This window comes from Marinobacter azerbaijanicus (assembly GCF_030250645.1).
GTDB lineage: Bacteria > Pseudomonadota > Gammaproteobacteria > Pseudomonadales > Oleiphilaceae > Marinobacter > Marinobacter azerbaijanicus.
In genome coordinates this window covers 90,419-111,017 of sequence record NZ_JASSVS010000008.1, presented here as the reverse complement: position 1 = coordinate 111,017, position 20,599 = coordinate 90,419, and the positions used below count along the sequence as shown (strand labels likewise).

21 protein-coding genes and 1 pseudogene are annotated in these 20,599 nt (G+C 56.1%); 4 read left to right on the top strand and 18 right to left on the bottom strand.

Going from position 1 to position 20,599, the window contains the following annotated elements; genetic code table 11:
* Positions 1-3 precede the first annotated feature (3 nt).
* Entirely contained in the window at positions 4-252 is a 249-nt protein-coding gene (locus tag QPM17_RS15745; RefSeq protein WP_285391804.1) for a YkoF family thiamine/hydroxymethylpyrimidine-binding protein, read from the top strand.
* A 42-nt stretch (positions 253-294) separates the two neighbouring features.
* Here QPM17_RS15745 and QPM17_RS15740 read toward each other — a convergent pair whose 3' ends face one another.
* The 18 genes and pseudogenes from QPM17_RS15740 to QPM17_RS15655 form a co-directional block, all read right to left on the bottom strand.
* Positions 295-666, bottom strand: coding sequence for a YidH family protein (locus QPM17_RS15740; protein ID WP_285358881.1), 372 nt, complete (start codon positions 664-666; stop codon positions 295-297).
* A 38-nt stretch (positions 667-704) separates the two neighbouring features.
* Entirely contained in the window at positions 705-2,666 is a 1,962-nt protein-coding gene (locus QPM17_RS15735) for an aconitate hydratase (RefSeq protein WP_285391803.1), read from the bottom strand.
* Between the two features lie 98 nt (positions 2,667-2,764).
* On the bottom strand, positions 2,765-4,348 hold the full coding sequence (locus tag QPM17_RS15730) for a PQQ-dependent sugar dehydrogenase (protein WP_285391802.1): 1,584 nt from the start codon (positions 4,346-4,348) through the stop codon (positions 2,765-2,767).
* Positions 4,348-5,226, bottom strand: coding sequence for a glutathione-dependent disulfide-bond oxidoreductase (yghU, locus tag QPM17_RS15725; RefSeq protein ID WP_285391801.1), 879 nt, complete (start codon positions 5,224-5,226; stop codon positions 4,348-4,350). Before yghU ends, QPM17_RS15730 begins: the two co-directional genes overlap by 1 nt.
* A 42-nt stretch (positions 5,227-5,268) precedes the next feature.
* Positions 5,269-5,598 carry a hypothetical protein gene (locus tag QPM17_RS15720; RefSeq protein WP_285391800.1) on the bottom strand — a complete coding sequence of 110 codons (330 nt, stop codon included), beginning with the start codon at positions 5,596-5,598 and terminating at the stop codon, positions 5,269-5,271.
* 25 nt (positions 5,599-5,623) lie between these two features.
* Positions 5,624-7,801, bottom strand: coding sequence for an OsmC domain/YcaO domain-containing protein (locus tag QPM17_RS15715; protein ID WP_285391798.1), 2,178 nt, complete (start codon positions 7,799-7,801; stop codon positions 5,624-5,626).
* Between the two features lie 152 nt (positions 7,802-7,953).
* Complete coding sequence (locus QPM17_RS15710; protein WP_285391797.1) at positions 7,954-8,115, bottom strand: hypothetical protein; 162 nt, start codon at positions 8,113-8,115, stop codon at positions 7,954-7,956.
* A 252-nt stretch (positions 8,116-8,367) separates the two neighbouring features.
* Positions 8,368-8,589: a GDCCVxC domain-containing (seleno)protein gene (locus QPM17_RS15705; protein WP_285391796.1), complete on the bottom strand. Its 222-nt coding sequence runs from the start codon at positions 8,587-8,589 to the stop codon at positions 8,368-8,370.
* A gap of 313 nt (positions 8,590-8,902) precedes the next feature.
* Positions 8,903-9,667, bottom strand: a complete 765-nt coding sequence (locus tag QPM17_RS15700; RefSeq protein WP_285391944.1) for an SDR family oxidoreductase — start codon at positions 9,665-9,667, stop codon at positions 8,903-8,905.
* 240 nt (positions 9,668-9,907) lie between these two features.
* A complete protein-coding gene (gene ltrA, locus QPM17_RS15695) occupies positions 9,908-11,131 on the bottom strand; it encodes a group II intron reverse transcriptase/maturase (protein WP_285391795.1) in 1,224 nt (407 codons plus the stop codon).
* Positions 11,132-11,710: 579 nt separating this feature from the next.
* Positions 11,711-11,974: a Txe/YoeB family addiction module toxin gene (locus QPM17_RS15690; RefSeq protein WP_068440496.1), complete on the bottom strand. Its 264-nt coding sequence runs from the start codon at positions 11,972-11,974 to the stop codon at positions 11,711-11,713.
* Positions 11,971-12,168: pseudogene (locus tag QPM17_RS15685) on the bottom strand (type II toxin-antitoxin system Phd/YefM family antitoxin). The gene QPM17_RS15690 and the pseudogene QPM17_RS15685 overlap by 4 nt, the downstream one beginning before the upstream one ends.
* A gap of 89 nt (positions 12,169-12,257) precedes the next feature.
* Positions 12,258-12,593, bottom strand: coding sequence for a hypothetical protein (locus QPM17_RS15680; RefSeq protein WP_285391793.1), 336 nt, complete (start codon positions 12,591-12,593; stop codon positions 12,258-12,260).
* Between the two features lie 470 nt (positions 12,594-13,063).
* Positions 13,064-13,465 carry a hypothetical protein gene (locus QPM17_RS15675; RefSeq protein ID WP_285391792.1) on the bottom strand — a complete coding sequence of 134 codons (402 nt, stop codon included), beginning with the start codon at positions 13,463-13,465 and terminating at the stop codon, positions 13,064-13,066.
* 42 nt (positions 13,466-13,507) lie between these two features.
* On the bottom strand, positions 13,508-13,906 hold the full coding sequence (locus tag QPM17_RS15670) for a GFA family protein (RefSeq protein WP_285391791.1): 399 nt from the start codon (positions 13,904-13,906) through the stop codon (positions 13,508-13,510).
* Positions 13,907-13,989: 83 nt separating this feature from the next.
* Positions 13,990-14,283, bottom strand: coding sequence for a HigA family addiction module antitoxin (locus QPM17_RS15665; protein ID WP_285391790.1), 294 nt, complete (start codon positions 14,281-14,283; stop codon positions 13,990-13,992).
* Positions 14,283-14,561: a type II toxin-antitoxin system RelE/ParE family toxin gene (locus QPM17_RS15660; protein ID WP_285391789.1), complete on the bottom strand. Its 279-nt coding sequence runs from the start codon at positions 14,559-14,561 to the stop codon at positions 14,283-14,285. The genes QPM17_RS15665 and QPM17_RS15660 overlap by 1 nt, the downstream gene beginning before the upstream one ends.
* 203 nt (positions 14,562-14,764) lie before the next feature.
* Positions 14,765-15,112, bottom strand: coding sequence for a 4a-hydroxytetrahydrobiopterin dehydratase (locus QPM17_RS15655; protein WP_285391787.1), 348 nt, complete (start codon positions 15,110-15,112; stop codon positions 14,765-14,767).
* 125 nt (positions 15,113-15,237) lie between these two features.
* Here QPM17_RS15655 and imuA point away from each other — a divergent pair, with 125 nt between their 5' ends.
* The 3 genes from imuA to QPM17_RS15640 are packed head-to-tail and all read left to right on the top strand — an operon-like array spanning position 15,238 to position 20,488.
* A complete protein-coding gene (gene imuA / locus QPM17_RS15650; RefSeq protein WP_285391786.1) occupies positions 15,238-15,927 on the top strand; it encodes a translesion DNA synthesis-associated protein ImuA in 690 nt (229 codons plus the stop codon).
* An 8-nt stretch (positions 15,928-15,935) separates the two neighbouring features.
* On the top strand, positions 15,936-17,354 hold the full coding sequence (locus tag QPM17_RS15645; protein WP_285391785.1) for a Y-family DNA polymerase: 1,419 nt from the start codon (positions 15,936-15,938) through the stop codon (positions 17,352-17,354).
* The gene (locus QPM17_RS15640; RefSeq protein ID WP_285391784.1) at positions 17,354-20,488 is read left to right on the top strand and encodes an error-prone DNA polymerase; all 3,135 of its coding nucleotides are present in this window, start codon (positions 17,354-17,356) and stop codon (positions 20,486-20,488) included. Before QPM17_RS15645 ends, QPM17_RS15640 begins: the two co-directional genes overlap by 1 nt.
* Positions 20,489-20,599 lie beyond the last annotated feature (111 nt).

Here is a 20,599-nt window from a genome sequence, read left to right as displayed (position 1 = left end):
GTTATGTTTTTATCAGTACAGTTGAGTTGTTATCCGCTCACCGATGACTATAAACCACCGATTCGCGCCGTCATTGAACGGCTGGAGAAAAGTGGCCTGGAAGTGCATTCCGGGCGCATGAGCACGGAAATGTTCGGTGAGTACGATGAGGTTATGCGGGTGCTTTCCGATACCATGAAATGGTCGTTCGAGGAGTACGGCAAATCGGTATTCGTGGCGAAGATTATGGAAGGCGACCGCAGGCCAAGGTAGCTTCACCCGGGCAGGCAACGAACCGGGCCGTGGGTAGTCGCCCTACCCGCGGCCAATAAACAGCGCACCCACCAGCACAAGGCCCAGAAAGGCCACCACCATATTGACCGCCAGGCCCCAGCGAAATCCATATCCGGTGGGAAACTCCGCCGGGCTGAGGGTACGCAGCAGGGCACGGAACTGGCGTGACGACCATACCGCGGCAAAGGCCCCAAGCAGTATAAACAGGATGCCAATCCAGAACCCCAGCATCGCGTTCATTACGCCCACACTTTCCGGCGCCAGAACATGCAGGAGCAGCCCTGCCCGCTCAATCAGAAAACCGAAGGCAATGAAGGACAGACTGGTGCGGTTCCAGGCCAGCAACGTGCGTTCGGCAGCAAACAGAACTCTCGGGTCTTTCAGGTCGGACATGGGCTTCCTTTAGTTATGCCTCTCTTTAACTGCAGGCTTCATGCAGCCAATGCCTGGCGCATCATGTTCAGCAGGCCGCCCTCTATGACCATACGGACCTGGCGTTCACTCAGGTTGTGCGTCAACTCATAACGTTCGCCGGTGCGGGTGTTCTCAGCAAAAATACTGTCTCCCGACTTCAATGCTTCCACCAGCCCCTTAAGTACCAGATTGTCACCCTGCTCGATACTGTCAAAGTCGTCCTGCGTCACAAAATTCAGCGGCAGTACACCGAAGCTGCATAGATTCTGCCAGTGTATTCGTGAATAGCTTTTGGCAATGACCGCCCGCAAGCCAAGATAACGGGGCGCCAGCGCCGCGTGTTCCCGGCTCGAGCCCTGGCCATAGTTTTCACCACCAACAATCAGCGAGCCGCTGTCCTGGTATTGTTTTGCCCGTTCCGGATAGGTGGGATCCAGCCGAGTATAGGTGAACTCGCTGATCGCGGGAATATTACTGCGAAACGGTAAGATTCTGGAGCCTGCAGGCAGGATATCATCCGTGGAGATGTCATCACCAACCTTGAGCAGAACCGGCCCCTCCAACGAATCCGGAAGCCCCTCAAACGTCGGCAGTGTGCTGATATTCGGCCCTTTTTCAACCACGCTCAGTTCCGGGTGCCTGGCCGGTGGGCGAATATTGCGATCTTCCACGAAAAAGGTGGTGCGCTCATCGAAGACGGGATAACTCATATCCAGATCACGGGGGTCTGTAATAACGCCCCGGAGTGCCGAAGCAGTCGCCGTTTCAGGACTGCAGAGGCAAACCTTGTCTTCACTGGTACCGGACCGACCCGCAAAATTCCGCGGAACCGTGCGCAGGCTTATCTGGTCCGTCGCCGGCGCCTGCCCCATGCCAATGCAGCCATTGCAGCCGGTCTGATGCAAACGCGCGCCGGCACTGAGCAGATCCGTAAGATGGCCCAGCTCGACCAGGTTCTCCAGCACCTGACGCGAGGTGGGGTTAATGTCAAAGGAGACCCTCTCATGAACCTGACGTCCCTTGACCATCATCGCCGGAACTGCAAAATCCCGCAGCCCCGGATTCGCGGAAGAACCGATATAGGCTTGGTAGATGGGCTCTCCTGCCACTTCCCTCACCGGGAATACCTTGCCAGGACTGCTTGGTAGCGCAATCAACGGTTCCAGTTTACCCAGGTCGATCTCATCGTACATATCATAGGTGGCACCACTGTCGGCCTCCAGTCTCTGGAAGTCGTTTTCCCGCTTTTGCTGCTTGAGAAAATCATGCACCACATCATCTGCCGGGAACACCGTGGCGGTATGACCCATCTCCTGCCCCATGTTCGCAATCACATGGCGATCCATGGCAGACAGCCCTTTCAGGCCCGGACCATAGTATTCAATGATTTTCCCGGCACCGCCTTTGACGCCATGGCGCCGGAGCATTTCCAGAATGACATCCTTTGCACTCACCCACTCCGGAAGCCTTCCTGTAAGTTTTACTCCCATCACCCTGGGCATATTGAGATAGAAAGGCTCGCCACACATTGCCGTGGCAACGGAAAGACCGCCTGCGCCCATCGCCAGCATGCCGAGAGACCCTGCTGCGCAGGTATGGCTGTCAGAACCAAGAAGGGTTTTGCCCGGTTTACCAAAGCGCTCCATGTGTACGGGGTGGCTCACACCGGAACCGGCGGGGCTGAACCAGATGCCGAACTTCTCGCAGGCACTGCGCAGAAACACGTGGTCGTCCGGGTTGCGATTATCGGTCTGCAGAAGGTTGTGGTCGACGTACTGAGCAGACAACTCGGTCTTGACCTGGTCAAGCCCCATGGCCTCCAGCTCAAGCATGACCAGGGTTCCAGTGGCATCCTGAGTAAGCGTCTGGTCAATCTGCAGCCCGATTTCCTCGCCGGGCTTGCCCTTTCCCGACACCAGGTGCGACTCAATCAGCTTGTGGGCAAGATTACGCGGTTGACTCTTCGTCTGTTTCGTCATTGGATAACCCCCATGCGAGCCAGATTTCAGAAATTCATACCCTTAACTATAGCTGCCCCACGCTGACTCTGCTGTCAAGGCGGGGAAAACCACCTTTCCTATTCAGGCGTCACCCTCAGCAAGCGCCCATCAGAACTGTCCGTGAGTAGGTATACCGCGCCATTCGGACCAGTCTGAACAGCCCTGATACGCTCTCCCAGTTCACCGAACAGAGTTCCCACTTCCCTTGCCTGACCGTTCTCCAATCTGACGCGATGCACCTGCCTGGTAACCAGTGCGCCCACCAGCAAGTCACCTCGCCACCGGGGAAACAGGCCCCCGGTGTAGATCGTCATACCCGAAGGCGCGATAGAAGGCGTCCAGTGCAGCAGGGGTGACTCAATCCCCTCCTGATCCTGGAATGGCGTTACCCGGGCGCCGGTATAGTCCAGCCCGTGGGTGGTAATGGGCCAGCCGTAATTAGCTCCCGGGCGAATGATATTGATTTCGTCACCGCCACGGGGCCCGTGCTCATGGGCAATGAGCCGGCGCTGTTCGCTATCGTAGACCAGCCCCTGAACATTGCGGTGGCCATAGCTGTAAATCTCACTCTGATACGAGTCGCTGCCGAAAAAGGGGTTGTCATCCGGCGCAGTGCCGTCGGGGTTCAGGCGAACAATACTGCCAATGTGGTTTTCAAGACGCTGGGCCTGCTCCCGGTAATCAAAACCGTCTCCAAGGGTCAGCACCAGCGTATTGTCAGGCAACCATGCCAGACGGCCACCGTAGTGGGCATTACCCTGCTTGGCCGGCTGAACCCGGAAAATCTCGGTCACATTGTCCAGGCCCTGCTCACCAAGTTCGCCCCTGGCCAGACAGGTGTGGTTGGCCTGCATGGTGCCGCAGGCATAACTCAGGAAGACCCGTCGGCTCTGTTCAAAATTCCTTGCGGGCAACACTTCAAACAGGCCGGCCTGACCAGATGCAAACACCTCCGGTACGCCAGTCAGCGCGTCGGGCATGAGCTCCCCTTCCGCGGTCAGCATTCGCAACCTGCCGGGCCTCTCTGTAACCAGCATTCGCCCGTCTGGCAGGAACGCCAGTGACCAGGGGTGCTCGAGGCCGCTGGCGACTGTCTCTACTTTGTAGCCCAACGTCTCATCCGCCAGGGCCTCAGACTCGGGCAGAGCCAAACCGGCACTTGCGAGCAACGCCACAACAGGCACGGCAGACGATTTGCCGTTCCTGTTGGGCAGCCGGGAAGCAAGAACGGTAAACACCCAGCCCGATATGGCGGCAGTCAGAAGCATCAACATCAGACCACCCGTATCACGAGTCGCTGCGATTAACGTGGGCATGGGCGCCAGGGCGTCCACTATTCGCAAGGTTGCCCAAAGACCGACCGCCGCGGCAACGGGGTGCAACCACAGACGACCTGAATTCCCTGCCAGCCTCACCACCAACGATGCAGCCACCTGTGAAACCAGAAAACTCAACCCGAACAGAATGGCGTAAAGAGGCGCAAAGTTGATCAGGTCAGCGAGCGTGGTTTCCAGCCGGACTTCCGGGCTGATCTCAACCCCCAGGCCTGCCAGTGCCTGGAGATTGATCTGGGTCTGCACAAGACTGCCCAGCACCGAGCCCAGCAGAAGCGCAATGACAAAGGCCAGAACAACTTTCCACCTGCTGACCGATGCCATCATCACTTTTCCCCGGAAGGCGCCAGCTTGTCCTGGGTACGAAGCTCGAAGTCACTTGCGTCATGGCGTTCGTGCAACTGTTTGCTCTCGTCACCCCAGGTGCGGTTGACCATCAGCCCGCGTTTGACGGCCGGGCGCTGGGCTATTTCATCGGCCCAGCGCACAACGTTTCTGTAAGTGTGGACCTCAAGGAACTCCCCTGCCTCGTACAGCTTGTTTTTGACCAGCGCGCCGTACCAGGGCCAGATGGCCATATCGGCAATGGTGTACTCATCCCCTGCGATATAGTGATTATCCGCCAGATGGCGGTCCAGCACATCAAGCTGGCGCTTCACTTCCATGGTGTAACGGTTGATCGGGTACTCGTACTTTTCCGGTGCGTAGGCGTAGAAGTGGCCAAACCCGCCACCCAGGAAAGGTGCACTACCCATCTGCCAGAACAGCCAGTTCATAGTTTCGGTGCGGGCTACAATATCGGTAGGCAGGAATTCACCGAATTTCTCCGCCAGGTACAGCAGGATGGAGCCGGATTCGAATACCCGTACGGCCGGCTGATGGGTGTGATCCATCATGGCCGGAATCTTGGAATTCGGATTCGCCTTCACAAACCCGCTGCCAAACTGGTCGCCCTCGGTAATGCGGATCAGCCAGGCATCGTATTCCGCCTCTTTGATACCTTTCTCCAGCAATTCCTCAAACATGATGGTGGCTTTTACACCATTAGGAGTTGCCAGCGAGTAAACCTGGAATGGATGCTTACCCACCGGCAGCTCTTTCTCATGGGTAGGCCCGGCAATCGGCCGGTTGATCTTCGAGAAGGCTCCACCACTCGCGGCGTCCCATTTCCAGACTCTCGGAGGCGTGTAGGTATCGTCGGTCATTCAATCATCCTCGTCTCGTAAGTAATTCATGGCTCTGGGTTGTCAGGAGTTTGGCAGGCAGACCTCTCTGCTTCTTGATGAAAGCCTGCTCCACTTGCCTTTGTTGTTATTACGTACCTTGTTCAGATAACTGGTCACATCGGAAAAGTGCTTCTCAGTGGCGCCCATTTTCCGTGCCTCATCGCCGTGAGTGTCCGACATGAACACGAGGGCCTTGTAGTCCTTACCTTTCTCGGGAAGCAACTCACTGAGAATAGCCAGGTGACTTGCACAGAAAATGTGCAGGTTGCGCTTGTCATAATCCATCTCCTGGGCCCACACGTTAAGGCTTGAAGCTGCCAGGAGCGCCGAGAAAAAGAGCGCTTTTTTCATAAGTATCTACTCCGAAGACTGGGCTCTACCCTGCTGCGCGGGCCGCATGTAGCTTTTTATAGCTCTCGACAAGACGCAGATGCTTCTCCAGCCCTTCCAGTTGCATATTGGTCGGTGTCAGCCCGTGGAAGCGAACACTGCCATTCACTGAGCCTACCACGGCTTCCATGGTTTCCTCACCGAACATACGCTGAAGGTTTACCAGGTAGTCATCAAGCTCCAGCTCATCATCCACGGTAATTTCCAGCACCGCATTGACCGCCCGGTAGAACAGATTGCGTTCCACGGTGTTGTCATTGAATTGCAGGAAGGCCTCTACTCTCTCAAGCGCTTCCTCATATTGCTGCAACGCCAGATTGATCAGCAGCTTCAGCTCCAGAATGGTGAGCTGGCCCCATACGGTGTTCTCGTCGAACTCAATACCAATGAGGGTAATGATATCGGTGTAGTCATCCATCTGGCTCTCTTCCAGGCGCTCCACCAGATCGGCCAATTGGTCATCGCTCAGGGAATGGAGGTTCAGGATATCTTCCCGGTAGTCCAGGGCCTTGTTGGTGTTATCCCAGATCAGGTCGTCGGCCGGGTAAACCTCGGAATACCCGGGAACAAGGATACGGCATACCGGCGCTCCCAGTTCTTCATAGACGGCTACGTAGACTTCCTTGCCCATGTCTTTGAGGATATTGAACAGACAGGCTGATTCTTCCTGATTGGTACCCGAGAAATCCCACTCGCAGAATTCATAGTCCGACTTCGCACTGAAGAAGCGCCAGGACACCACGCCGGTGGAGTCGATAAAGTGCTCCACAAAGTTGTTGGGCTCGGTAACCGCAAGGCTATTGAACGTGGGAGGTGGCACATCGTTCAGCCCCTCGAAACTGCGGCCCTGCAGCAACTCCGTGAGACTGCGTTCCAGCGCCACTTCCAGACTCGGGTGCGCGCCGAAGGAAGCGAATACGCCACCGGTTCGCGGGTTCATCAGGGTGACGCACATCACCGGGAACTGGCCGCCCAGAGAGGCATCCTTGACCAGAGTTGGGAAGCCCTGCGCTTCCAGCGCCTCCACGCCTTCCAGGATGTCCGGGTACTTCTCCAGTACCTCCCGGGGCACATCCGGCAGGGCAATTTCTTCTTCGATAATCTGCTTCTTCACGGCCCGCTCGAAGATTTCCGAGAGGCACTGCACCTCTGCTTCATGCAGGGTATTACCCGCACTCATGCCATTGCTGAGATAAAGGTTTTCAATCAGGTTCGAGGGGAAATACACCACCTCACCGTCCGACCGGCGCACAAAAGGCAGGGAGACAATCCCACGCTCGGTCTTGCCGGAGTTGGTGTCGATCAGGTTGGAGCCATACAGCTCGCCATCCGGGTTGTAGATGGCCAGGCAGTAGTCATCCAGAATCCCTTCGGGCAGTTCGTCGTCAGGGCCAGGCTTGAACCACTTTTCGTTCGGGTAGTGAACGAACTCGCTATTGGCAATGTCTTCCCCGAAAAACTGGTCGTTATAGAAGAAGTTGCAGTTCAGCCGTTCAATGAACTCACCCAGCGCCGAACACAACGCACTCTCCTTCGTGGCGCCCTTGCCGTTGGTGAAACACATGGGGGAAGCAGCATCACGGATATGCAGTGACCAGACATGGGGCACGATATTGCGCCAGGAGGCGATCTCGATTTTCATGCCCAGATTCTCGAGAATCCGGGTCATGTTGGCGATCGTCTGTTCCAGGGGCAGATCCTTGCCCTCGATATAGGTACTGGTGCCACCCTCCGGTCTGGTCATCAGCAAAGCCTGGGCGTCTGCGCCCAGGTTTTCGACAGTTTCAATCTCGAAGTTCGGGCCCGTTTGCACCACCTTCTTGACGGTACAGCGGTCAATAGACCGCAGAATGCCCTGACGGTCCTTGTCGGAGATATCTTCCGGCAGCTCTACCTGAATCTTGAAAATCTGGTTGTAACGGTTTTCAGGGTCCACGATATTGTTCTGGGACAGGCGGATATTCTCGGTGGGAATGTTCCGGGCCAGGCAATAGACACGTACAAAATAGGCCGCACACAGTGCCGAGGACGCCAGAAAATAATCGAAGGGGCTGGGCGCCGATCCATCGCCCTTGTAGCGGATTGGCTGATCAGTAACGACGGTGAAATCGTCAAACTTGGCTTCAAGCCTGAGGTTGTCGAGAAAATTGACGTTGATTTCCATGACGAAGTATCCGGATTGGAGAATTTTGCGAGCCGTAGCTTTGAATGGTCGCCATTATCCAGTTTTTACCGGTCTTCGTCTTGGTCAGTCGTCCACATACACCAAATGTGGAACCTTACCACCTGAACAGAAGGATCTTTATTCGTTCAATATCAGCGGCTTTTCAGGTTAATCTGCTTGGGACCTGCGGATACGAGCTGTCCACTTTTACCCTTGACCACATATTCAACAGCACCACCGGACTTTAAAAAAGCAGCGGTTTGCTCCTCTATAGCAGCGGTAGTGATTGTCTCTTTTATGGGTTTCTTACTCATTATGTTCTCCCGGTTGAATGTTGGCTTGCTCGCCAACTTCTACCGCCTATAGTATATGAAATAGGCAAACATTGATGTAGTGAATGATGAAACCAGATTTTCACTATAGCCATGACGGAAATAATCCGTGCAAAAACAGCAATGAAGGGGCCAGACATTCACCTGAACCGCCAACCATATCGCCATCCGGGATGAAGTGCCTGCGGCACGTCCACTGCACTGGGGAAGCTCACCCCCGTGTGCAGCGACTTGTTATCGGTCAGGAGCACAACATCCTGCCCCTTGTTGAATTGGAGGGCACGGTACTGTGCCGTAAGAACAAAAGACACAGCAGTCTCCATGCTTGGGCTTCAGTAAAACATGGCAAGACTCACACTCGTAAAAATACTGGCACGAGTCGGTAGGCATGATTTCCGTTTTCTGGTGTCCACAGTTTGGACACTTGATCGTTGATTCCAAGACTACATCGGCCATAGCCATGCCCTCCCGAAATGTATGAATTCAGCCAAATCCACACCGGCCTGGACTCAGCACAGAAGCTGACCGTGCCTGTAAGGCGGCAGGGAACGGGAGCTATCCGACAACCCTTTACCTCGCTCCAATGTCAGGACCTGTAGAAAGCGCTTTGGCATCGTACCAGCCCAACGACAAAATAGCCGTTGGAAGCGATAGGGACTGAGATGCACTTGGGCGGCTATCTCCTCCAGACTGGGCTGATCAGCCGCACGTTCGACCAAACAGGAAACAGCGCTTGCGATTCGGTTATAGTCCGACATGGTGCGGCCTCTCAGACCCGATTTATGGAAACACCGCCGTCGACCAGCATTGCAGAACCCGTAGTGAAGCTGGAAGCGTCGGAAGCCAGGTACAATGCGGATTGAGCAATTTCCTCTGGCGTCGCCATACGCTTGAGAGCATGCAGATTTTGCACAAACTCTAGTGCTTCGGGCGTATCGGCAAACTCCCGCCCCGTCGGCGTATCAGTGCCACCAGGCAAAAGGGCATTGACCCGGATATTCTGAGATCCGTGCTCAGAGGCCAGTACTTGGGTCAGCCCAACAAGGCCCGCCTTACTAGCTGCGTAGGCAGCCATGCCCGGCATACCAGCGGTATAACCAACGAAGGTAGAAGTGAAAATTAATGAGCCGCCTCTTCGGGCTGCCATAGCAGGCAACTGGTACTTTGCCCCTAAGAACGCACTGGTTAAGTTGGTCGCAATGACTTGATTCCAGTCTTTTTGCGACATCTCAGGGACAGGACCCATGGCACCCAAGGTGGCTGCATTGTTGAAAGCAATATCCAGTCCGCCAAAATGGCTTACTGCCCTATCAACCAAAGCTTTGGCAAAACCTTCATCGCCAACATCGCCTGCTATTGCTAGTGCCTGCCCGCCTTCAGCGTTGATTGAGTCTGTAAGGTTATCGAGCTCCTTCTGTCTCCTTGCAGCCACCACTACGGCAGCACCTTCTCTCGCAAAAAGTTTCGCGGCTGCGTTGCCAATACCGGTGCTGGCGCCAGTAACAATAGCAACTTTATTGGAAAGCATCGTCATCACTCATTCCTCCTAGCTCTGTTCACTATAAAAGGGCAAATGCCCGAACAGGTTCGATATTAGGAGGCCAAACTATTGCTGCCGACCCGAATCTTGCGGTATTTCAACTGGCATCATCACGCGAAGCTTAGCGGCAATTTTGGAGGTCGAGTAGGCAATGGGAACCGCCCCCAAAGCCTCTCACAGAACCGTACGTGAACCTCTCGATTCATACGGCTCTTATTACCCAACCGCTACCTGTTATCCCACCCAATGGGCAAATAGCCGAGGGTGTCGCCACCTCAAAGCATTTACCCTACGGGCAGCCTGTATTAGTCCCCTGAGCTTCTTGTACTTCCCTTTTGCCCACCGGCTTAGTCGCAAGTCGAAGTGAAACAACACATTACGAATATAGCGGCGACCAAATAGGCCATAGTACTGCATCCAACCACGGATTCGGGACTGGCAGAACCGGACAAATTGCCCAAACTCCCGCTGACGCCACCGTTTCCAGGGCCACTCAGTGATCTTCGTACGGATCTCTTTTGCTGCCCGTTGGCTAATGGCTCCCATGAAGTACACTCCACGGCGACCCTGCCGGTTGCGCATCCAGCGCGGCCGGAAGGTGAAACCGAGGAAGTCGAACGCGAAAACCGGGTAATCCTGCCGATGCTGCCCACCCTTACAATAGACAATTTTCGTCTTCTCTGGGTGCAGCATCAGACCACAAGCCCTGAATCGTTCCTCAAGGACAACTTTAAGCGCTTTGGCTTCTCGCTCACTGGAGCAGTGACAGACAATATCGTCCGCATAGCGTTCGAACTGAATGCCGCCCCAGCGCTTTTCTATCCAGCGATCAAAGACGTAGTGCAGGAATAGATTCGCAAGTAAGGGACTGATCACACCGCCTTGCGGCGTGCCCCGGTCGCGCGATTCGATGGCACCATTCGCCAACTGAACCGGAGCGCTTAGCCAGCGCCGGATGTACATCTTCTGCCAGTCTTGCGTCACATGCCGATCCACCGCCTTCATTAGCAAGCCGTGGTCGATGTTGTCGAAGAAGCCCTGGATATCCATGTCCAACACCCAGGCACTCTTCCAGCATCGGGCCTGAACTTGTCTCAACGCATCATGCGCCGATTTTCCAGGTCGATAGCCATAAGAATCTGGGTGGAAGTGCCGTTCCAGTTCCGGTTCGATTTGCAGCTTAACCACCGTCTGTGCAATACGGTCCGCTACGGTCGGAATGCCCAGAGGACGTGTTCCTCCCGTTGCTTTCTCAATATCTACACGCAAGACCGGTGGTGGATGATAACTTCCCGACGATAAACGGTTCCAAAGCTTGTAGAGGTTGTTGCTGAGGTCAGCATCAAAGTCTTCCAGACTCTGACGATCTACTCCCGCGCTACCTTTGTTGGCCCGAACCCGTTTGTAGGCTTGATACACCAAGCCTTTCGGGATGGTAAACGGTTTTGTCGAATTCACACGGCTCCTCCCGGAATCCGGTTGGCCATACGAACCCAACGGGATAATTTGCCCCCTTCGCTCCACACCCATTACAGGTGCTTCAACACTACTACGGGGCAATCCGTCCCTGTGTCCTGCATCGGTACTCTCGCCTCGTGGGGTTGCCACTTGTGCTTCTCCCTTAACATCAGGACGACAGGTTCTCATGTTCCATACTCAAGCCTGTACCCAGGTCATGCCGCCTCTATGCCGGCTGCCGCTACGCCCGTCACCAGTCCTGCGTCGTAGCGCATCCCGGAGTATCGCGGGAACCCCGGTTTTGACAGCAACATTCACCGTTTCGACACCTCATCGGCGGTTCACTTACGTTCATCTCCTTGGGCACGTACCTGACAGCTCTCGGCTGCCTTTTCCTCTGTCGCTCACGACCCGCACTCTTAATGCGAGCCGCACAGGGCGGTTTGATCCCGGTGTCTGGTCACCGAGACCGAGGGGCCTTCCCTCATCTTGAGTACAGCAAGAAAGACCGGAGTCTTTCGTCATGACACACCCGCGAAGCGGTGGAAAAATTGTCCGGCAACAGCGACTGGTTATGCATTATTCATAGTGGCTCCAGAGCCTGAGGACTTTCACCACTTGCTCGTCCTCCAGCACTTGGTAGACCAGACGGTGCTGAATATTGATTCGGCGTGAATAGGCCCCCGCAAGATCACCAATGAGCTTCTCAAACGGAGGCGGCTTGCGGTATGGATCTTCCGCTATCAGCGCTAAAAGTTCCTGGGCCTTTGGTTTGAGGCCGCTGGAGGCCAACTTCTTTGCATCTTTCTGGGCTTGCTTGGTGTAAACCAACTTCCATGTCACCAGTCCAGCTCCTCATCGCATTCATCTACAGGGGTATCCATCCCCTCACGAATAGACTCCCGGATACCTGGTACGGAGAGCAGGTAAAGTGTTTCCTGAATTGCAGACCAGTCTTCCTCGGAAACCAGGACGGCTTTGTTCCGCTTACCCATGATGACGATTGGTTAGTGGGACTCGGCGGTCTCGTCGATCAACCGATATAGGTTGCTGCGCGCCGGAAAACCGGTCCTGTAGAGGCCCGCAAGGGCCGGAACGTACTTGAATGACTGGTTATGTGCTTGGACTACTGGGTGCACGGTTGCAGTGAAAAAATGAACAAACCAAACCATACATTACCCAGTAATATCAGTAGGTTGATCGCTTCCCGAGCAAATTTGGGAATATTTTGATAGCGGTATAGATAGCCAATGACCACCCATTGCACAGCTAGCCAAACCGCTGAGAAATACAACATGCCTTTGTGGCACTCTATGTCAGAGGCGGTGTGATAGGCATACCACCAACCCGAAACCATACCCGTCGTGAAAAGCACGAGAATCGTGCAAGACAGCAAATTTCGCCAACGCGGGTACTCTGTGCTTAAAAGCTTTTCCTTCGCTTCAGTCAAATTTTCCGTCATTCAAATCTCTTCACGAACTGCCACATAACGCCAGTGGTAATGGGCGCCAACGGAGCGAAGCGTAGTTGGCGTGGACTTTGACACGTTTGTCAGGCTTGCGGGCCATCATAGGACATTACCCCGACAAGCTCCGCGTTGGGCTCATCATCAACAGTGATTACCCATTGCTCCATAAGCTGCCCCTTACGAAATATCTGGTACGACGTCGTCGAAAGCGGCCCTGAACGCGACTCCATCATTTCCCTGTAAGTACCAGCGAGCAAGCTCCCATGAAGACTTTAATCGGGAATGTTTTTCTCAATGCGAGCGATTCGTCGCTGTCTTGTGCTGTAGCCCAGCCTGTAAGGGACAGAAGCATTGCTATAAATGCTGGCAATCTCTTCATCTTATTTTTGCCTAACACCTATGCTCACCGGTAAATTGAGAGCGCAGCGAGTAATTTATCCGAGTGCAGCAGCTGGTTAGGCACACTAGGCCCACCCCCTCAGCCGCGCGGCAATGTACGGTGCAAGGGCGGTTGCCGCGAGAACAACAGGCCAGATGTTGCCGCCCTTGAATGTATACGCCTCAAGCAACTCGGGCCACGACTTGCCCTGCAAGAGCCCCAATGAAAACTCAAAAACGAGTGTGAGTGCTAGCCAGCCCAACCCAACGGCCCAGAGCTGAACGGGGCGGCTAATTTGCAGCCAAGGAAGCGATAAGTACGCCACGCCAATGATCAAGGTTGAAAGTAGCAACCCGCTCACCACGAGTGCGGCCGGTGTTCCGACCCCCGGTATAAGTACGGACTCGCGAAGTGCTCCATTGGCAACAGCTAGAACAAGAATGCTGGCCCAAATCACCAATGCTTTTAAAGCGACTACCGTAAGCATCGATTGCTCCTATATCGCCTTACGCGGCTTGTTATCACTGTCTCAGTCGTACTCTGCATACTGAGGCAAATCATCCGTAATCTCGAACCAAGGCGCCTTGTTTTCCACGAACACATGGCGCTCGGCTTTTACGCCCGGGTTGGTGTCGAGCGTTCCGAGAGGAAATCCGTAAATTTCGGGATTTGCGTCGAATTTAGTGTAAAGGCTGGACCCGCAGTTTGAGCAGAAACCTTTGTGCTCACCCGGAGAAGATTCGTAGAACTTGAGCAACTCCTGACCTTTGGCGGTGTGCCAATCTGAGGATTGCACCTTAGCGCGGGTCCTGAAAGCCGAGGCATGAAGTTTCCGACACATTGAACAGTGACAGTTCAGAACATCGGTCAGCGGACCGTTGATTTCGTATTGAATGCCTCCGCAGAGACAGCTACCTGTTTGCTTCATTAATGCACCTCCTTGTGTGATAACACCCTGGCTTTGCGGCGTGCCGGAGCGCAAGCACAGGCGCGTCCGACAACAGCCACTGGTTAAGCTGCATCGAAGTCCAGGGGATGAATTTTATCCAGATTGACCGTATTGCGGGCCACCCACAGATCGTACATATCCTGCATTGCCAACCAGCTTTCAGGTGTACGCCCGAGAACCTTGGATAGCCGCAGAGACATTTCCGGGCTAACACCGCTATCCCCTTTGAGCAGACGAGACACCGTAGAGGGTGAAACCCCCAGACTGGACGCGAGCTGACGGGAACTGATACCGAAAGGCTCAAGGTAAACCTCCCGAATGAACTCACCGGGATGCGGCGGATTATGCATAGTCATTAGTGATAATCCTCATAATCAAGAATGTAGGCGTTGCCATCCTGAAATTCGAACGTCATGCGCCAGTTTCCGTTAACCCGAATCGACCACCGCCCTTTGTCTTTATCCTTCAATGGATGAAGCCGAAAACCAGGGATGTCCATGTCTTCCACCGAAGTGGCGGTATCCAAAGCAGCCAACTGCATACGCAGTTTCTTGGCGTGATCCGGCTGGATGCCAGAAGTGCTGCCAGTCGAGTAGAACCGTTTCAGTCCTTTGTGACGGAATGATTTAATCATGAGGCAATGGTAGCGTGTTGCGCATCACGCAACAACAAAGCTTTACAGCGCATTATACGAACCGGTTCGTATAACTCCGGCATGTAGCGTCCGTTGACGAGATCGTGCACCCGGATATCCTGTATATAAAAACAGTAAAGAGGCACGGAAATGGATATGGATGTCCCGCCAGCTATCCCTGCGCAACCAACCCGTGTGTTGAATTACTGCATTTCCTCGTAGGCTGCATCAGTTCGTGCCGCCATGATGTAATCGTTTTTGTGCAGGCCACCGATCTTGTGGGTCCACCAGCGTACCGTCACCTTGCCGTATTCCAGCAGGATGGCGGGGTGGTGGTTCTCGGCTTCGGCCAAGTCGCCTACCTTGTTGGTGAATGCCTGGGCCTGGGCGAAATTCTTGAGCTTGAACACTCGCTGGAGCTGCTCTTCCCCATCCAGTTCAACAACCTGCCACTCTGGCACGTCTTTGCCCAAAGTCTGTTTTTCCTCATCAGTAACCTTGGGTGCATCCGCGCTGCAGGCTTCGCAGCTTTGTTGCGTCAATTCACTCATTTCAACCTCCGTGGTTGATGGCTGTCCTACAAGCGTGGGTTCATTCAGCGACATTATCAACCCGGCGCTTGAAATCACCTGCCTTTCAGAATACTGTATATTTAAACAGTATATGAGAGCTTTCCATGAGCGAGATTCTGAGTACGCTGATGCAGGATGCCCGTGTCTGGCAGGGGCACCGCCATATTCAGACAAGCCAGCCATCGGAGCCAACCGGTTACCAGGTTCTGGACAACCAGCTCGGCGGTATTGGCTGGCCCAGGGGCGCATTGAGCGAGTGTTTGCTGGACGAGCCCGGCATTGGTGAGTTGCACCTGCTGCTCCCCTTGATGCAACGGTTGTCCCATGGCGGCAAGACCGTATTCTGGCTGAACCCGCCACACACGCCTTACGCCCCTGCCCTGGCCCGGGAAGGTGTCAACCTGGACCAGGTGGTGCTGATTAACACGGAAGACGACGGCGACTTCCTGTGGACGCTGGAAAACTGTCTGCGCTCACCCGTAACCGGCCTGGTAATGGCCTGGCCCGGAAAACTCGCGGCGCGGGAAATAAGGCGCCTGCAACTGGCAGCCGAAGCCGGAAGCAATGTGTGCGTGCTGTTCCGTGAACGCCGTTACGCCGAGCAAAATTCCCCGGCAGCACTGCGCCTGGAACTGGCTGCGGGAGATCAGCAGGATCTCAGGGTAAATGTACTGAAGCGTCGCGGTAGCTGGCCCGGGCAGTGCTGCTCACTGGCCATGAATCACCGGGCAGACCTGGCCTTCCGGGAAGTACCCTGTGTTGTTCAGGGCCCCTGGTCTGGCCGGGCCAGGTAAGGCGCATTATGCTCTGGCTGTACCTCCACTTTCCTCACCTGCTGCTGGACCATGTTCGCCGTTCCCGTGAAAATCAGGGGGCGCTGGCCGTTGTGGATGGTTCTGGCCAGAAGGTGGTCCAGGCCTGTCCGGAAGCTCAGGCGCAAGGAGTAAAGGCCGGCATGCGCCTGAAAACCGCCATCAGCCTGGTGCCAGGCCTGGGCATGGTAAGGGCGGATCACCATCAGGAAGCCCGGATACTGGAGGACCAGGCCCGCTGGCTGTACCGTTACGCGGCCCATATCGTACTGGTGCCACCGGATGGCCTGTTGGCGGAAGTGGGCAGCCTGCAGCGGCTTTATGGGGGGTTATCCGCTGTCTGGCAAACCGTGGAACAGGGCCTGAATGAACGCCAGCTTAATGCCTGGATGGCCATCGGGCATACACCTTTGGCGGCCCGGCTGATTGCCCGCACGGGCAGAGGTGAATGTACGGCAGACAAGGGTCATATCCTGCGCACACTGGAGCGGATGTCTCTGTTGAGTGCGGAGTTTGATGATAAAACCCGTATCCGGCTGCAGCGGATTGGGCTGAACACCCTTGGTGAAGTCCTTGCATTACCCCCCAATGAGCTGGCCCGACGTTTGTCGCCGGAAACCCTGGCCCATGTCCAGAAAATCCAGGGCAACCGGGCAGACCCCAAAGTCCCCTGGCAACCACTCCACTATTTTCGCCAGCAGGCAGACTTCGTGCAGGAAATTGAACAGTCCCAGGGCCTGCTATTTCCACTGCAACGCATCCTCTCCGAACTGGAGGAAGACCTGTGCTGGCGACAGCAGGATACCGACAGCCTGTTACTGGTGCTGCAGCACCGGCATCAGGAACCTACCCGCCTGCGGGTACGCACATCCGGCCCTGAACACCGCGCTGAAGCATTCCTGAACCTGATTCGCTTACGGTTGGACCAGCACCCGCTGCGGGCACCGGTGATCTCTCTGGTGCTGTCAGTCAAACGGTTCCTGGGGCGGGAGGCCACCACTGGCCAGGATCTGCTGGGTGAAACACAGGACCTGAACGAAGCCTGGCACACCCTGGTCAGCCGCCTGCAGGCACGACTGGGTGATAACGCCCTGCGGCAGCTATCACCGCAGGCGGATCACCGGCCGGAGCGGGCTTGGTCGGCCTCTGAAGTGCTGCGCGTACAAAACTCCCGGTTGCCGGATTACACCCAACTCCCCCGCCGCCCGCTGTGGCTACTTAAAGGCCCGCAACCGCTTACCGAAGCTCCAGCCCTATGGTTTTCAGGGCCGGAGCGCATCAGCGGTGGCTGGTGGGATGGTCAGCGGGTACACAGGGATTACTACATTGCACAACTGGCCAGCGGCCAACTTGCCTGGGTATTCAGGGATGTCCGGGATGGCTGGTTTGTACACGGATGGTTTGGCTGATGAGCGAGGCTACCTATGCAGAGCTGTTCTGCTTCAGCAATTTCACCTTCCTGACCGGGGCCTCACACCCCCATGAACTGGCAGAGCAGGCCGCAAAGCTGGGCTACAGCGCCCTGGCAATTACCGACGCATGTTCCGTGGCCGGTATCCCACGTGCCTGGGCGGCACTGAAAGAAAGCCAGGTAAAGCTGATTACCGGTAGCTGGTTTGAGCTGGAAGATGCCCCACCCGGCGCTGCTGTCCCTCGTTTTATTCTCCTGGCCCGTACCCGTAAGGGATATGGCCAACTCTGCCAGCTGATCACCACAGGGCGCCGCCGGGCGGAAAAAGGCCAGTATCATCTGTTCTTCCGGGACATTGAAACCCACACCCTGTGCGACTGCCTGTGCCTCTGGTTGCCGCCTTCACCCGGCGAGGCAAATGCAGATCAGGCCCTGGCCTGCGGCGAGTGGCTTCAACGCCTGTTTGACCCCTGTCTCTGGATAGCCGCAGCTCGCACCCTTGAGTCCGGGGAAGAACTGCAACTGGCCCGCGTGCGTTGGCTGGCCGACCACTTGCGTTGCCCTGTGGTCGCCACCGGTGAGGTGCACATGCACAGCCGCAATCGCCAACCCCTGCAGGACGTGCTCACTGCACTTCGCAACCATACCAACCTGGAGAACGCAGGCCACTGCCTGTTCCAGAACGGAGAGCGCTACCTGCGGCCGCTACAGGTTCTAAAGCGCCTGTTCCCGGATGCCTGGCTAAAGGAAACCCTGGCTATTGCCCGGCAATGCACCTTCGAGCCTGGCAGCCTGCGTTATGAATACCCGCCAGACCTGGTGCCGGAAGGGGAATCACCGGCGCAATACCTGAAACGGCTTACCCGCGAAGGTGAATGCCGGCGATACCCTGAAGGTACCCCTTTGAGTGTTCAGGGACTGATCCGCAAGGAACTGGCCCTGATTTCAGAGATGAAGTACGAGCATTACTTTCTCACCATCCACGACATCGTTGCCTTTGCCCGCAGCAGAGACATCCTCTGCCAGGGCCGGGGCTCCGCGGCCAACTCCGCCGTGTGTTATTGCCTGGGAATCACTGAGGTTAATCCGGCACGGGTGGAGTTGCTGTTCGAGCGCTTTATCTCCAAAGACCGGAACGAGCCACCGGACATCGATGTGGATTTCGAGCATGAGAGGCGGGAAGAAGTTATCCAGTACATCTACCGTCGTTACAGCCGTGAACGGGCCGCCCTGGCCGCCACCGTGATCCGCTACCGGCCACGCAGCGCCATCCGCGACGTGGGCAAGGCCCTGGGCTTTGATCCGGCCATGGTGGAGCAATTACTGGAAGGCATCGACTGGCGCGACAGGGCCAGCGACTGGCGGCAGCAGATTCTCGACAAACATCTCACCCGCAATCCCAAGGTGGCCGACCAGTTCTTTAGCCTGGTAAACACTCTGCTCGGTTTCCCGCGACACCTGTCCCAGCATGTGGGCGGTTTTGTCATCAGCGCCGGTCCGCTGGCCGAGTTGGTACCGGTGGAAAATGCCGCCATGGCTGACCGTACGGTGATCCAGTGGGACAAGGACGACCTGGAAAGCCTGGGCCTGATGAAAGTGGACGTACTTGCCCTGGGCATGCTCACCGCCATCCGCAAGGCACTGGCGCTGATCAGCCAGGAAAAGGGCATCCCTTTTTCCATGCAGGATATCCCCCAGGAAGACCCCGCCACCTATGCCATGCTACAGAGAGGCGACAGCATCGGCGTTTTCCAGGTGGAATCCCGCGCCCAGATCAACATGCTGCCACGCCTGAAACCGCAAACGTATTACGACCTGGTGATTGAAGTTGCCATTGTGCGCCCTGGCCCCATCCAGGGCGATATGGTTCACCCCTATTTACGGCGCAAACACGGGCTGGAACCGGTCGAGTACCCCAACGACGCCGTGCGGAAAGTTCTTGAGCGTACCCTGGGCGTACCCATCTTTCAGGAACAGGTGATCAAACTGGCCATGGTAGCCGCCGGCTTTTCTGCCGGTGAAGCCGACCAGCTCCGCCGCGCCATGGCCGCCTGGAAGTCCCACGGTGATTTGACCCCCTTCCGGGACAAACTCGTCAACGGCATGCTGGAAAGAGGCCACGATGCCGATTTTGCTGAACGGCTATACCTGCAGATCTGCGGCTTCGGCGGTTACGGCTTCCCGGAATCCCATGCCGCCAGCTTTGCACTGCTAGTGTATGTGTCCTCCTGGATCAAGCGCCACTATCCGGCTGCTTTCTACTGCGCCCTGCTCAACAGCCAGCCCATGGGATTCTACTCACCCTCCCAACTGGTTCAGGACGCCCGCCGCCATGACGTCACCGTGCTGCCACCGGATGTGAATTATAGCAACTGGGACCATACACTGGAGGGCCCCGGCCGCCACCTGCGACTGGGCCTGAGGCTGATACAGGGCCTGTCCACCAAAGGCGCTGAACAACTCTGCCAAAAGCGCCCGCTACAGGGCTACCGCACCACCGACGAACTCCGCCGCCTGGCGGGCCTGAACCAGCGGGACATGGAACTCCTCGCCGGCGCCAACGCCATGCCGGACTTCACCGCCAACCGCCACCAGGCCTACTGGCAACTCCTCGGCCACGAACAACCCACCGAACTCTTTATTGCTGAAACAGCTGCCGAAAGCAGCACCGACTACCTGCCGGACATCACCTGCGTAAACTTGCCAGAACCCACGGAAGGCCAGAACGTACTCGCCGACTACGCCAGCCAGGGCCTGACCCTGCAACGCCACCCCCTGGCCCTGCTCCGCGAACAGGGGCACCTGAAATTCTGCCTCAGCGCCGAACAGTTAAAAGCCATCCAGCCGGGCCGGCCCGTCCAGGTTGCCGGCCTGGTCACCGGCCGCCAACGCCCAGGCTCCGCCTCCGGCGTTACCTTTGTCACTCTGGAGGATGAAACCGGTAACGTTAACGTAGTGGTGTGGCTGGAAACGGCACGGCGGCAGCGGAAACCGTTGATAACGGCGAGGTTGTTACATGTGAAGGGTGTTTTGGAGAGAGAGGGGGATATTGTTCATGTGATGGCGGGGAGGTTGTCGGATTTGAGTCATTTGATTCAAACCTTGCCCGTTAATTCACGGGATTTTCATTAGTTTGTCGGATTACGGCTTCGCCTAATCCGACCTACGATAAAGGGAGGGGGTATTAGGCGGTAACTGTGGAGTTCGAAGCGCCATTGCGGAGGCCCTTTCCAGGAATGTCTC